This window comes from Actinobacillus capsulatus DSM 19761 (assembly GCF_000374285.1).
Classification (GTDB): Bacteria; Pseudomonadota; Gammaproteobacteria; order Enterobacterales; family Pasteurellaceae; genus Actinobacillus; species Actinobacillus capsulatus.
In genome coordinates this window covers 63,392-77,804 of sequence record NZ_KB893934.1, presented here as the reverse complement: position 1 = coordinate 77,804, position 14,413 = coordinate 63,392, and the positions used below count along the sequence as shown (strand labels likewise).

The following is a 14,413-nucleotide window of genomic DNA, read 5'->3' as shown; positions in this document are numbered from 1 at the left end:
AATTTTATGAGTGTTCTCTTGAAATTCTTTAGATTAAAAATATAATGCAAATCATTTTTATTATTATAACTATGTTTTTATATGCTAAAGAAATTTTCATTATTGCTCAGTTTGAGCTTTTTTTTATTAGGTTGCGCTCAAAAATCACTTTCAGAACAACAACTACATTCACTTGGCAACATTATCGATTTGAAAACTCAACAATCGCTTTCCCTATCAGAATTACTACAACGCTTACCCACTTACACTTATATATTGATCGGTGAAGAGCATGACCAACCCGTTCACCATCAAATCGAAACTTACTTGGTGCAAAAATTAGCGCAAAAACGACCGCTTGCCGCAGTGATATTAGAAATGCTGTCGGTCGATCAACAAGCAAAAATCAATCAATTGCAACAACAGCAAACAACATTGTTAGCCAAAGAAGTTCCGGCACAAATCGGCTGGAAGCACTGGGATTGGCATCAATATCAAGACTTAATCATTAGCCGTTTGTCTTCAACGATACCGTTAATTGCCGCTAATTTAACTGAAACTGAAGTAAAGACCTTATATGCTGGAGCGCAGCCGTTACGAGGCTCAATTTCTGTTACACCACAAGTACGAATGCAATTGGCGCAACTGATTCAAGCGCATCACTCATTACCACCGAACATCTTAGAAAAAGCGGTTACCGTACAGCAATTTCGTGACCGCCGTATGGCGGAAATGTTAGTAAAAAATACGCAAAATTCGACCGCTTATGCCCTCTTGGTGGCGGGTAATAATCACGTGCGTAAAGACCTAGCCGTCCCGCTCCATTTACAAGACTTTGATCACAAAAATAAAGCAAAAACAATTTCAATAATGCTTAAAAGTCAACGTTCGGAAGCTGAAGCCGTCACGCTACAGCAGGCCGATTACGTTTGGTTTACTGAGTAATTTTTATAACATCTATAATTAAGAGGAATGAATGAGATTAAAGCGTTTAAATCAACTATTGCTCGGTAGTTTAGCCGGTATCTCAAGCCTACCGAGTATGGCGACGGAACAAAATCTGGCACTCGATCCAGTTTACGTATTAGAAAAAAGCCAAACTAATGCGAATTTCAAATCATACGGTAAAGCCGGTGCGGCAAGCAGCCGTGGTGTCGGCGAAAATGCAATGCAGAATCTGGATAGCGTGGTACGCTCGATTGCCGGTGCTTATACACAAATCGATCCCGGTCAAGGCGCGGTAAGCGTGAATATCCGTAATATGACCGGCTTAGGTCGTGTGAATATGATGGTGGACGGCGTACCACAAACACAACTCGGCACATCAGCAAACGGCGGCGGAAAATTCCATGAGGGAAACGGACCGATGAGTCAATTCGGTGCATTAATCGACCAAAACTTTTTGACACGTGTTGACGTTGCGAAAGGGCATTCAGACGGTGCGGCCGGTGTAAACGCATTAATGGGTAGTGCCAATTTTAAAACCCTTGATGCGGAAGACATTTTATTAGAAAACCGTAAAGTCGGTGCATTAACCAAACTGAATATCGGCTCGAACGGTTTAGGGCGCAACGGTATGCTTGCCGTTGCCGCCAAAGACAATGTGTTACAAACCGGCAGTCTCAGCGGTTTATTTGCATTGAGTAAACATAAACTTTCTCAAAGCTATAGCCGTGGTGACGGTTCTCGATCAGAAGAGGCAAGCTACCTTAGCGGATTAGAGCAACAACCACGTTCTTATTTAGCTAAAATTGCCTTTAAGCCGCAACAGAACAGTGAATTAAAAGTTTCTCGCCGTGTTTATCATAACAACATAGCCGGACGAGAAATCGACAGTTACACCAATGCGCTCGAAGCGAAATACGATGCGCATCCGTGGCTGAATTTACACCTACTCGCCTCGGATGCAAAAACAACTCAGGTTTACAACCAAGGCGCAACCTTATGGACATTAGATGATGCGGCAACCTTAAACCGAGCAAGAACATTCGATATTCACAATAACGCAAAATTTGATTTTGGGCATAGCAAATTGGATTTAGCGCTAGGTTTTAACCTATTCAATAACAAATATGTGCGTGACTTGCCGATAAATGAAAATGGTAACAACAGTGGTGCGGTCGCCAATGCGGCTTTTGCTCCGCAAGGCAAGCAGCGAATCAAATCGTTCTACTGGAACAGTGTTCTTGAGGCGGGCATTTTTACCCTTAAAGCCGGCGCAAGCCATTCACACTATCGTTTAAGCGGAGATAAACCGGCATGCGATATTGATGATGCGATCTATTGCGTACCCTCTTGGCATTTACATGTGAAGCGAAAATACAGCTCTGCCGATCCTTCGGTAAATTTATCGGCAAAAGTGACCTCTTGGCTTGAACCATTTATCGAATATGCTGAAACGACCCGCGCGCCGAATGTTCAAGAAATATTCAACACCAGTCGTAATGGCTTAAGCGTTAATCCGTTTCTTCGCCCGGAAAGTGCCAAAACCGCCCAAGTCGGCTTTAACATTACCCAAGACAAACTGTTAAGCGAGAACGATATGTTAGGGCTAAAAGTAGTCTATTTTAACTCACATATTAAAGACTATATTTTCAAAGAATCGTTTTACGGTTGCGGTAATCATTTATGTAATGACTTGAACTTATCGGATGATAATTTACAAGCTCAACTTTATGTGAATGCGCCAAACAAAGTAAAAAGCAAAGGCTGGGAAGTGGAACTCAACTATGATGCAGAGCAATTCTTTACCAATTTCTCCTACACTCGTAGCGCAACCACGCAGCCAACTTCTGTCGGTGCCATTATTCTCGGCGGGTTTGGTACGGAATCTTATACGGTGCAACCGAAAGATCATGCAACCTTAGAACTCGGCACTCGATTACTGGAGAAAAAACTGACGCTCGCCACCACTTTCAAATATACCGGTAAAGCGAATCGAGTTCATATCGAAGGTGTTGATTCGGACGGCAAAATGTTGATTGAAAGACTGCCGAAAATTCCGGTGATCATTGATTTTTACGCAAACTATAAGATCAACCGACACTTGACATTAAAAGCCGGTGTACAAAACTTGATGAACAAAAACTATCTGGATGCGCTTAATTCATATAACTCTTCAACTCAAGAAGATTACGACTATGACACCGGGCTATATAAATTCAGTAATACCGCACGTGGTAGAACCTACACCGCCGGTGCGGAAATTCGTTTCTAAGCGCGGAACAAGCAGGAGAACAACATGAAACTGGCAAAATTTTTGGCTTTTTTAACCGCTTGTATCGGGCTGAATCCGGCGCTGGCACAAGAACGTATCGTTAGCATTGGCGGCGATGTCACTGAAATTATCTACGCATTGGGTGCCGAGCAGACGCTTGTCGGACGAGATAGCACTAGTATCGCACCGCTTGCCGCACAACAACTGCCGGATGTCGGTTATATGCGTCAATTAAACGTGGAAGGGATCTTGGCACTAAAACCGACTAAAGTGATCAGTTCCGATGTGGCTCAGCCTTCCGCCGTCTTTGAACAACTAAAAAGTGCTGGGGTGACGGTCGAACGCGTCCCTTTCGAATATACACCGGAAAGCGTGATGCAAAAAATCCAACGAGTTGGAAAATTAGTTAACAAGCCGCAACAAGCGGTTAAATTAGCCGAAAAGTTTGCAAATGAGCTGAAAGCGGTTTCCACTTCGCCTTTAGATGTCCGTATTTTATTTATCCTAAATCATGCGGGTTCGAATTATATGGCGGCAGGCAAAAATACGGTGGCAGATAGTATTATTCGCTTAATTGGTGCCACGAATGCTATGCAAAATAGCATTCGTTTTTCGCCGATTTCACAAGAAGGTGTCATCGCTGCACGTCCGGATTTATTGGTGCTAACAAAAATGAGCTTAGATAGTTTAGGTTCGATCGATAAAGTATGGTCATTACCCGGTATGGCGCTAACGCCTGCGGCTAAAAAGAAAAATGTTATCGTACTAGATGATTTAGCCGTTCTTGGTTTCACGCTAACGACACCGACCGAATTGTTAAAAATGCGCCAAGCCGCCGAACAGGTGCACCATGACTAAAACAATTTGGTTATTCGGATGCGTCTTTATGCTCTTATTAAGTAGCATAATCGCCGCAAATCTCGGCGCACTCTCGATTACGTGGCATGATTTGTGGCAATTAACTTTTGACGATAGCCAGTGGCAAATTTGGTTAAACATTCGCTTACCTCGCATTTTACTTGCGATCTTAGTCGGTGCCGGACTAGCGATTGCCGGCACGTTATTTCAAGGTTTGTTTCACAACCCAATGGCGGATCCAGCGCTCATCGGTGTGAATAGCGGCGCTTCTTTAGCAGTGGCATTGTTTATCTTACTACCGAATATTCTGCCGGAACAATGGCTATTATACGGCACAATGTTGGTCGCTTTTAGCGGCAGTATGTTAGTTGCTACGTTGATTTATTGGTTAGGTTATCAAGGGCAAGCATCGGTCAATAAGTTGTTGTTGGCAGGGATTGCGGTTAATGCACTCTGTTTTTCTTTAGTCGGTATTTTGACTTATGTGAGCAATGACCAACAATTACGCCAATTCAGTTTATGGACAATGGGCAGCCTTGGACAAGCGCAATGGCAACCGCTCATGGCTGCAAGTTGCGTGATGATTCCGACTGCTTGTTTTGCCTTAACACTCGCCCGCTCACTCAATTTACTGCAGCTCGGCGAGGAAGAGGCGCATTATCTAGGCGTGAATGTCGTACGCTTAAAAAAAGTGTTAGTTTTAAGCGGTGCATTATTAGTCGGTTGTGCGGTAGCGGTAAGTGGTGCTATCGGCTTTATCGGTTTGGTGATTCCACATTTAGTACGTTTTAAATTCGGTGCGGATCATCGTTGGGTTATCCCCGCTTCCGCCGTATGTGGTGCAATCCTATTGTTATGGGCGGATACCTTAGCACGTACTATGGTTGCACCGGCGGAAATTCCGGTGGGAATGCTGACCAGCTTTCTCGGTGCGCCCTACTTTTTATGGTTGGTAATTAAATATAAGGAAGGCAGATGATTTGCAAAAAAACCACAGAATTTGACCGCTTATCCGAGGTATTAAGTGCCAAACAATTGGCTTATCAGATTGACGGACGCATTATTTTACAATCGGTCAACTTGTCGCTGAAAGCTGGTGAAATCAGTGTATTAATCGGTGCGAATGGCGCTGGAAAATCTACGCTGTTACGTCTACTTGCCGGCTATTTACCGTTAACCGAAGGCGAAATTCAGTTCAATCTGCAAAATTTAGCCGATTTTCGACCGCTTGCATTAGCACATCAGCGAGCGGTGATGCAACAACACAGCCAAATTAACTTTCCGTTTTTGGCGGAAGAAGTGATCCGAATGGGCAGCTATCAACACCATATTAGTGAGACGGATATAGCACAAGTCGTGACCGCAACCGAATGCCAATCGTTGCTGAAACAACAGTATCGTTATCTATCCGGTGGCGAACAGCAGCGGGTTCAACTGGCGAGAGCTTTATTACAGCTATGGCAACCCGATATGTGGGGTAAAATTTTGTTCTTAGACGAACCGACTTCCGCTTTTGATTTACACCATCAACAACACTGTTTGCGTTTATTACGCAAGCTCTGTGATGAACGAGGCTTAACGGTTTGCGCCATTCTGCATGATCTTAATCTTGCTGCACTTTACGGTGATCGATTAATGTTATTGGCTGAAAGAACTATTCAGGTGCAAGGCAGCCCGCAAGCGGTTATAAATCAGACTAATATTGCAAAATGGTATCGCTCGGAAGTAGCAATCATCCCTCATTGTATCCATTCAACCCCACAAGTAATGCTATTACGTTAAAAATTGCAATAACTAAATAACATTAAAATTACACATAAACGGAATTTTTTTAAATCTTAAAAAAATTCCGTTTAAGCGGTTTATTTCACAATAAATTAGATTGCAATTTATATTAATTAGGCGGAAAATGATAAACATATTTCTGAAATGCTGTTTCAGAAATGGTGTAAACTCAATTTCACCTTAATTTTCGTTTATAGGATTATTAATATGGGCCTTTTTGAACAAACAAATCCTAATCGTCGTCGTTACGGTTTAGCAGTATTTATCGGTATCATCGCCGGCATTATTTCCGCATTCGTAAAATGGGGTGCAGAACATCCGTTCCCACCACGTAGCCCGGTTGATTTATTCCAAGCAGCATGTCCACAACCTGTTTTAGATGCGTTAAGTTCAGGTTCATTAGCGATGGAAGGTGCATTAGCACAATGTTCACGTGCGGTATTAAACCCTCCGGCAGTTTTCTTACGTGATTACATTGGTATCGATCCTTATAACACAGTGGCATTTACTTTTGCGGATCACCCGTTTAACTCAATTGGTGTAACCCATATGATTTTCTCATTAGTATTCGCAATAGGTTATTGCTTAGTGGCTGAAGTGTTCCCGAAAATTAAATTCTGGCAAGGTATCGGTGCGGGTATCATTGCAAATATCTGTGTACACTACATCACATTCCCAGCGTTAGGTTTAACACCTCCGGTTGCAGAATGGCCTTTATATGAACACATCTCTGAATTAGTCGGTCATATATTCTGGTTCTGGACAATTGAGGTAATTCGTCGTGATTTACGTAACCGTATTACCAAAGAGCCGGATGCGGAAATTCCTTTAGATCAACCGCACCGCTAATCGAAACCTCGTTTCAACCACAAAGCCACCCACCGGGTGGCTTTTTCATAACAAAAAGTTATAAAGAATAGCTTCTTATACTTTCCATTTCCGATGGATTCGATCGAAAATCTTTTTCAGTTTTTAAGCATTTTTGTCTTAACCTCACCTACTACTTACTATGAATTGGTCTTACGTTGTTAATGCGATTCCACGCTTTATTGACGCAGCAATCATTACCCTCCAGCTTTCATTTTGGGGGATTTTACTGTCGTTAGTCTTCGGCTTATTAATCGCAATTGTTACCACTTATCAAGTTAAACCGTTTTACGGATTAGCTCGTGGTTACATCGAATTATCTCGTAATACTCCTCTGCTCATTCAACTCTTCTTTCTTTATTACGGTTTACCGAAAATCGGCATTAAATGGGACGGTTTTACCTGTGGTGTTATTGCGTTAGTTTTTCTTGGCGCAAGTTATATGGCGGAAGCACTACGTGCCGGTTTACTTGCAGTGCCGAAAGGTCAAACCGAAGCGGCAAAAGCGATTGGTCTAAACCGTTTTCAAGTGTTTCACTATGTCATTTTTCCGCAAGCATGGGCGGTATCCATTCCGGCTATTGGTGCAAATGTTCTGTTTTTAATTAAAGAAACCTCGGTGATCAGTGCAGTCGCCGTAGCGGAATTAATGTTTGTTACCAAAGATATTATCGGTATGGATTACAAAACCAATGAAGCGCTGTTCTTGTTATTTGCCAGTTACCTAGTGATTTTATTACCGATTTCACTGCTAGCTCGCCACTTTGAAAATAAAGTACGGAGTGCAAAATATGGGGTTTGATTGGTTATTTGAGGGGCAAAATGCTGCTAGACTCGCTCAAGGTTTATGGCTGACCGCCCAGATTTCGTTTATTTCGGTCGGTTTCTCATTAGCATTCGGTACGTTATTCGGCTTACTTATGCGAGCGAATAATGTTTTTGCACGTGCCGCTTGTCGTTTTTATTTAGAAACCATTCGGATCGTACCGATTTTAGTGTGGCTGTTTGCACTCTACTTTGGGCTATCAACTTGGTTTAACCTGCATATCAGCGGTTTTTGGGTGTGTATTTGGATATTTACCCTATGGGGCATTGCTGAAATGGGTGATTTGGTACGTGGTGCATTAGCCTCAATTGAAAAACACCAAATCGAATCCGCCCGTGCGTTAGGCCTAAATCGTTGGCAGATTTTCCAATATATCGAATTACCGCAAGGTACACGTCGAGTATTACCGGGGGCGATTAATCTGTTTACCCGTATGGTAAAAACCAGCTCGCTCGCTGCCTTAATCGGAGTGATTGAAATGGTTAAAGTCGGACAACAAATCATTGAGAATTCCTTATTGACGAACCCAAACGCCTCCTTTTTTGTCTATGGATTAATCTTTATTTTATATTTTCTGATTTGTTACCCGCTGTCATTGCTTGCAACACGCTTAGAACGCAAATGGGAGAGTTAAATGGCGTTACTTTCTATCCGTAATTTACAGAAAAAATATGGCGAAACGGTCGCAATTCCCAATTTAGATTTGGACTTAGCCAAAGGCGAAGTAGTAGTAATTTTAGGCCCGTCCGGCTGTGGCAAAAGTACCTTACTACGTTGCATAAACGGCTTAGAGGAAAAACAAGGCGGCAGCATTGTGATGCAAGATGTCGGGGAATTCGGCAAAGATTTAAGCTGGGAAGCCTCTCGTCAAAAAGTCGGTATGGTGTTCCAAAGCTATGAATTATTCGCCCATTTAAATGTAATCGAGAATATTTTATTAGGGCCTCTCAAAGCGCAAAAACGCTCACACCAAGAAGTGGAGGCGCAAGCGGATAAATTACTTGCTCGTGTCGGTTTGTTAGATCGCAAAAACGCTTTCCCTCGAGAATTATCCGGTGGACAAAAGCAACGTATTGCGATAGTGCGTGCCTTGTGTATGAATCCGGAAGTGATTTTACTTGATGAAATTACTGCAGCACTCGACCCGGAAATGGTGCGAGAAGTGTTGGATGTCGTACTGGAACTGGCGGAAGAAGGAATGTCGATGCTAATCGTTACCCACGAAATGGGTTTTGCCGAAAAAGTCGCAGATCGAATTATCTTTATGGATAAAGGTGTGATTATCGAACAAGCACCGCCGCATCAATTCTTTAGCCAGCCTCAAACCGAGCGAGCCAAACAGTTCTTAAGCGGTATGGATTATTAATTCGCGATATGCAAGCGGTCAAATTTCGCTAAAATTTTACAAAATACGGCTTTTAGCCGAGCAACGATTTTAAATAGGAGTATTTTATGAAACTGAACACAACATTAAAAACATTACTGGCAACCGCAATTACCGCTTTTGCCTTAACGGCATGTGACAATGGGAATAGCGCACAATCTTCCTCTCAAGATAGTATTGCGCAAATTAAACAAAACGGCGTAATTCGTATCGGTGTATTCGGCGATAAACCACCGTTCGGTTATGTTGATGCAGAAGGGAAAAACCAAGGCTTTGATGTCGAAATTGCCAAAGAAATAGCCAATGATTTACTCGGTAGTCCGGATAAAGTGGAGTTTGTCTTAACTGAAGCGGCAAACCGTGTCGAATATTTAAAATCGAATAAAGTTGATCTGATTTTAGCTAACTTTACTAAAACACCGGAGCGTGCCGAAGTTGTAGATTTCGCTGCACCTTATATGAATGTGGCATTAGGTGTCGTTTCACCGAAAAGTGCATTAATTACCGATCTTAAGCAGTTAGAAGGCAAAACTTTACTAGTAAACAAAGGCACGACCGCTGATGCCTATTTCACCAAGAATCACCCTGAAATCAACCTATTAAAGTTCGACCAAAACACCGAAACCTTCGATGCGCTTAAAGACGGGCGTGGAGTAGCATTAGCGCACGATAACGCATTGGTGTGGGCATGGGCGAAAGAAAACCCGACCTTTGACGTGGCAATCGGCAGTGTCGGTCCTACGGAACAAATCGCCCCTGCGGTACAAAAAGGTAATCAAGCACTATTAGATGTGATCAATAAAGAAATTGCCGAGTTAAAATCAAACGGCAAATTAAAAGCGGCTTATGAGAAAACCTTAGTGCCGGTTTACGGTGATAAACCTGAGTTGCTTGCACAATAATCTATGCTCTTTACAAAAAAGCCCAAAGAAAGCTTCCGTTTCTTCGGGCTTTTTAATCGGCTAAAATTTACTTTGTCAGCCCTAAAGAGTAAACTCTATATTTTGTAAAAGTAGATTTACGAACCGATTAAAACAAATTTAACTATGACAAAATCCCTTATTTTCTCACGTGGAATTTTAAAAATTCCGCACCTTAATACTTTCTTACATGATAGTGAGATTGTTGCTTTTCCTCGTATAGGAACAGTACCGATTGTGGACAATGTCATAGGTTGGGGAATGCGCCCTTCTACCCAAAAAGCTCGAGAATATGCACAAAAACATAGCTTACTTTATATCGCATTAGAGGACGGATTTCTACGTTCGCTTGGTTTAGGTGTAATGGGCTATCCACCATTTTCGATGGTCTATGACGATGTCGGTATTTATTATGACACGACTCGACCGTCTCGTTTAGAAGCACTTATTTTACATTCGCAACTTACACCGGAACAAATGTGTGCTGCTGAGCGAGCAGTTTGTTTAATTCAACGAAATCAGCTCTCCAAATATAATCACAATGCCGATTTCACCGAACAAGTAGATAAATCATCCTCTGTTGTCTTAGTCGTCGATCAAACTTTCGGTGATATGGCGGTTAAATACGGCTGGGCAAATGAAATCCACTTTAAACAGATGCTAGATGCCGCAATTCGAGAAAATCCTAAGGCACGAATTTGGGTTAAAACACATCCGGATGTGATCAGTGGCAAGAAGAAAGGCTATCTAACCGATTTACACTGTTATGGTAATCGTATCCGTTTATTTGCCGAAGACGTTAATCCGCTTTCGCTGCTTAAACAGGTGGCAAAAGTTTATTGTGTAACTTCTCAAATGGGGTTCGAGGCGTTGTTACTCGGTAAAAAAGTCATTACCTTCGGTATTCCGTGGTTTGCCGGCTGGGGAATTACGGACGACAGACATCCGGACATTGATATTTTAAAATTGGAGCAACGCCGCAAAAACCGCTCGTTTATTCAGTTATTTGCTGCGGCTTATTTGCAATATAGTCGTTATATCAACCCAAATAACGGCAAGATCGGTACAATTTTTGACGTAATAGACTACCTCAGCAAAACTAAAGCATTAAATCAACGTCTAAGCGGAAACCTGTATTGCGTAGGCATGTCGTTATGGAAACAAGCGGTCATTAAACCGTTTTTTGATTTACCATTATGTAAATTACATTTCGTACGATCGCTAAAAAAACTCGAAAATCGACCACTTGCTACCGATGCCAAACTGCTGATTTGGAGCCAAGGCAAACCAGAAATTCTCGCTTTTGCCGCCAAACATAATCTACCGTTATTACGCATGGAAGACGGTTTTATTCGTTCGGTCGGTTTAGGTTCAAATCTAGTCGCACCTTTATCACTAGTGATTGATGACCTAGGTATTTATTTTAATGCGCAAACTCCTTCTCGCTTAGAGGAGATTTTGCAACATCAGGAATTTAGCGAGCAAGATTTAGCGCTAGCCAAACAATTACAACAACGCCTAATTCAAGCCAATATCGCTAAATATAATGTAGGAAATACCGGTTTCCGCTTATCGGTTACTGATAAAAAAACAATTTTAGTGCCGGGACAGGTTGAAGATGATGCTTCTATTCGTTTCGGTTCGCCACAACTGCAGCACAATGCCGATTTACTGCAAAAAGTTAGAACGCTGAATCCGGATGCCTATATTATTTATAAACCGCACCCGGACGTGGTCAGCGGCAATCGACAAGGGTTTGTTTCTTACGAGCAAGCGGGCAAATTTGCTGATGAAATTGTAGAAAACGCCAATATCTTAGATTGTATTAATCAAGTAGATGAAGTCCATACAATGACGTCATTAGCCGGATTTGAAGCGCTATTACGCGGGAAAACAGTACATTGTTACGGCTTACCGTTTTACTCTAACTGGGGATTAACACAAGACCACATCCCTTTGGCAAGACGTACTCGACAATTACGCCTTGAAGAATTAATTGCCGCGGTATTAGTTTATTACCCGCAATATGTCGATCCTGAAAAACGTGTCATGATTGATGCCAACCAAGCAATCGAAATTCTTCAGCAACAAAAACAAAAATTAGCCAACAGTGGAATTAAACGTCCTTGGCTTGCAAAACAATTCGGTAAGTTAAAACAGCTTTACCGAGCATTAAAATATTAAAATAAAATTCTCAAAGAGTATTTAACGATGATCAGCCATTATTTAGATGATTTGATTGAGCAATCAAATCAGATTTTGCTACTGCAAGGCCCGATAGGCTCTTTCTTCACCCAATTATCGGAATGGTTACAAGCTCAAAATCGTACTGTATTTAAAATTAACTTAAACGCTGGAGATGAATTTTTTTATCCGAATAGCATTGTCAATACCTTTGCTTATCGTGATACGTTAGAAAATTTTCATCAATATTTAATGGATTTTTGCCAAACGCATAATATTGATAGTATGGTGTGTTTTGGCGATAACCGTAAATATCACAAACTGGCGAAAACAGTTTGTAAGCATTTAAATATTACATTTTGGGCTTTTGAAGAAGGCTATTTCCGCCCCGATTACGTCACATTTGAAAAGACCGGGGTAAACGCTTATTCACCCATTCCAAAGCATACGGACTATTTCAAACAGTTTGAACAATTGCCAGATCCAAGCAAAGCACAAAGTGTAGCGAAAGGTTTTTGGCCAATGGCAAAATTAGCAGTCCTGTATTATGTATCCGCTTATTATCGCCGCCACCAATATCCGGAGTACCGTCATCATCGCCTATTGAATGTATGGTATTACGTAAAATTATGGATGGTTTCAGGGATTAAACGGCTGCACTATTATATGCACGATCGCAGTTTTTCTAAGCGTGTTGAGCAAGGTGAATTCGGTGATTTTTTCATTCTACCATTACAGGTTTATGATGATAGCCAGATTCTGATTCATAGCGATTACTCTAATATAGAAGCGTTCTTACGTGAAGTGTTATTATCTTTCGCCACAAAAGCACCGAGGTACTTACGTTTAATCGTAAAACATCACCCGATGGATCGTGGCTTTATTGATTACGGAAAAGTGATTGATGAATATATGGAACAATATCCCAATCTGAAAAAACGCATTTACTATATTCACGATGTACCGATGCCGGTTTTCTTACGCCACGGTAAAGGAATGGTTACGCTAAATAGTACCAGCGGTATTTCGGCATTATTACACAATATGCCGGTAAAAACATTAGGTCGAGCCAATTATGATTTTGCAGGACTCACTTATCAAGGCAGCTTAGATGACTTTTGGACAAATCCGGAAAAGCCTGATGAAGGGTTATTTAATGCTTACCGAAAATTCCATTTACACAAAACGCATATTAACGGTAGCTTCTATAACAAAGTGATTTTGCGTTATCCATATAACCAGAAGTAACGAACAAGCGGTTATTTTTCGAGATTTTTTTACAAATAAAAAAGACTGCGTAATTTGTTTTACGCAGTCTTTTTTGATCATACGAAAAGTTAAAAAACCACTTCTAAACGCACAAAGGTATTAATAAAATGGTTACGGTCTTTGTCTTTATCGTTATAAAAACTGATTTCCGGTTGAATAAATATCCAATTACGGAAAATGGATTGACGATAGTTAATAAACGGTCCGTAAGTATTGAATTTGGAGTGTTCTTTATCAAAACGTCCCCCCATAAAAATGCCGTAACTTAAATGTTTAAGCGGTGCAAAGTTATGCTGACGATACAAACTATTGCCCCAACCGGTTTCTTCATCCACATCATGCGTATATTGTAGGAAAGTATGATTCATAATGAAGGTACTTTCACTATCAATATAACGATTTTCTAAATTGGTACGCAGGTAATGTTTACTGTTGGTACCATAACGATAAATTTGTTCTAAACGAGTACCAAAATTATCGGTAATATTCCAAGTTTTGCTTAAACGCAAACGCCCGAAAATATCACCGCCCGAACGTAAACCGCCGTCCAAATCACTTTCAATGCCTAAACGCTTAATCTCATTTGACCAACGTAAACCGATAGAGGCATTATCGTTACGTGCTTGGCGGCTGTCATAATTACGATCACGCGGTAAATTACGGTAATTTTGTCCGACATGATTTTTATCGCGCGCTTGGTTTTCCAAATCTTCATCACCGAATACCACGCTGACGTGTTTTTTCAATACCGGTAATCTGATTTTGCCTCGTACACGAGGTTTATAAGAAAAACGATCATGCTTATTCCATTGATTGTCTAACATCACACGTAAACTTGCCGATGCCGGTTTACTTGGATCCGTTTCACCCAACCAATCATTAATGCCGTTTGACCAATCATGTAATTTAGTACGAATCGAACTACGTTGTTGATCCGCCCAAGTGTTCTTTGCATCATTGGTTTCATTCGCAACGGCGGAAACTGCAAATGTTGTAAGTAATGCGATATAGGTAAGTTTAAAATATTTCATGTGAGCTATCTTTCTCAAGGAATTTGCCCGTATCATAATCCAAATGCGTAAGTAATTCAAAAAATACATTTTGTTTTAATTATAGCCGATTAT

General features: G+C 41.2%; 13 protein-coding genes. 12 read left to right on the top strand and 1 reads right to left on the bottom strand.

Annotation, left to right across the window (positions count from 1 at the left end):
- The first annotated feature begins 81 nt into the window (after positions 1-81).
- The 12 genes from C228_RS0104615 to C228_RS0104560 all read left to right on the top strand — a co-directional run bounded on the left by C228_RS0104615 (position 82) and on the right by C228_RS0104560 (position 13,268).
- Positions 82-924 carry a ChaN family lipoprotein gene (locus C228_RS0104615; protein ID WP_018651519.1) on the top strand — a complete coding sequence of 281 codons (843 nt, stop codon included), beginning with the start codon at positions 82-84 and terminating at the stop codon, positions 922-924.
- A gap of 31 nt (positions 925-955) precedes the next feature.
- Positions 956-3,196 carry a TonB-dependent receptor domain-containing protein gene (locus C228_RS14050; RefSeq protein ID WP_018651518.1) on the top strand — a complete coding sequence of 747 codons (2,241 nt, stop codon included), beginning with the start codon at positions 956-958 and terminating at the stop codon, positions 3,194-3,196.
- Between the two features lie 24 nt (positions 3,197-3,220).
- Complete coding sequence (locus C228_RS0104605; RefSeq protein ID WP_018651517.1) at positions 3,221-4,054, top strand: heme/hemin ABC transporter substrate-binding protein; 834 nt, start codon at positions 3,221-3,223, stop codon at positions 4,052-4,054.
- Complete coding sequence (locus tag C228_RS0104600; RefSeq protein ID WP_018651516.1) at positions 4,047-5,033, top strand: iron chelate uptake ABC transporter family permease subunit; 987 nt, start codon at positions 4,047-4,049, stop codon at positions 5,031-5,033. The genes C228_RS0104605 and C228_RS0104600 overlap by 8 nt, the downstream gene beginning before the upstream one ends.
- On the top strand, positions 5,030-5,836 hold the full coding sequence (locus C228_RS0104595) for a heme ABC transporter ATP-binding protein (protein ID WP_018651515.1): 807 nt from the start codon (positions 5,030-5,032) through the stop codon (positions 5,834-5,836). Before C228_RS0104600 ends, C228_RS0104595 begins: the two co-directional genes overlap by 4 nt.
- A 210-nt stretch (positions 5,837-6,046) precedes the next feature.
- Positions 6,047-6,688: a YagU family protein gene (locus C228_RS0104590; RefSeq protein WP_018651514.1), complete on the top strand. Its 642-nt coding sequence runs from the start codon at positions 6,047-6,049 to the stop codon at positions 6,686-6,688.
- A gap of 160 nt (positions 6,689-6,848) precedes the next feature.
- Positions 6,849-7,508 carry an amino acid ABC transporter permease gene (locus tag C228_RS0104585; RefSeq protein WP_018651513.1) on the top strand — a complete coding sequence of 220 codons (660 nt, stop codon included), beginning with the start codon at positions 6,849-6,851 and terminating at the stop codon, positions 7,506-7,508.
- On the top strand, positions 7,498-8,166 hold the full coding sequence (locus C228_RS0104580) for an amino acid ABC transporter permease (protein WP_018651512.1): 669 nt from the start codon (positions 7,498-7,500) through the stop codon (positions 8,164-8,166). Before C228_RS0104585 ends, C228_RS0104580 begins: the two co-directional genes overlap by 11 nt.
- A complete protein-coding gene (locus C228_RS0104575; protein WP_018651511.1) occupies positions 8,167-8,898 on the top strand; it encodes an amino acid ABC transporter ATP-binding protein in 732 nt (243 codons plus the stop codon).
- 86 nt (positions 8,899-8,984) lie between these two features.
- Positions 8,985-9,818 carry a cysteine ABC transporter substrate-binding protein gene (locus tag C228_RS0104570; RefSeq protein WP_018651510.1) on the top strand — a complete coding sequence of 278 codons (834 nt, stop codon included), beginning with the start codon at positions 8,985-8,987 and terminating at the stop codon, positions 9,816-9,818.
- Between the two features lie 144 nt (positions 9,819-9,962).
- On the top strand, positions 9,963-12,020 hold the full coding sequence (locus C228_RS0104565; RefSeq protein ID WP_026313190.1) for a capsular polysaccharide biosynthesis protein: 2,058 nt from the start codon (positions 9,963-9,965) through the stop codon (positions 12,018-12,020).
- A 27-nt stretch (positions 12,021-12,047) separates the two neighbouring features.
- A complete protein-coding gene (locus C228_RS0104560; RefSeq protein WP_018651508.1) occupies positions 12,048-13,268 on the top strand; it encodes a capsule biosynthesis protein in 1,221 nt (406 codons plus the stop codon).
- 89 nt (positions 13,269-13,357) lie between these two features.
- Here the strand turns inward: C228_RS0104560 and C228_RS0104555 are convergent, their stop codons facing one another.
- The gene (locus C228_RS0104555; protein WP_018651507.1) at positions 13,358-14,320 is read right to left on the bottom strand and encodes a hypothetical protein; all 963 of its coding nucleotides are present in this window, start codon (positions 14,318-14,320) and stop codon (positions 13,358-13,360) included.
- Positions 14,321-14,413 lie beyond the last annotated feature (93 nt).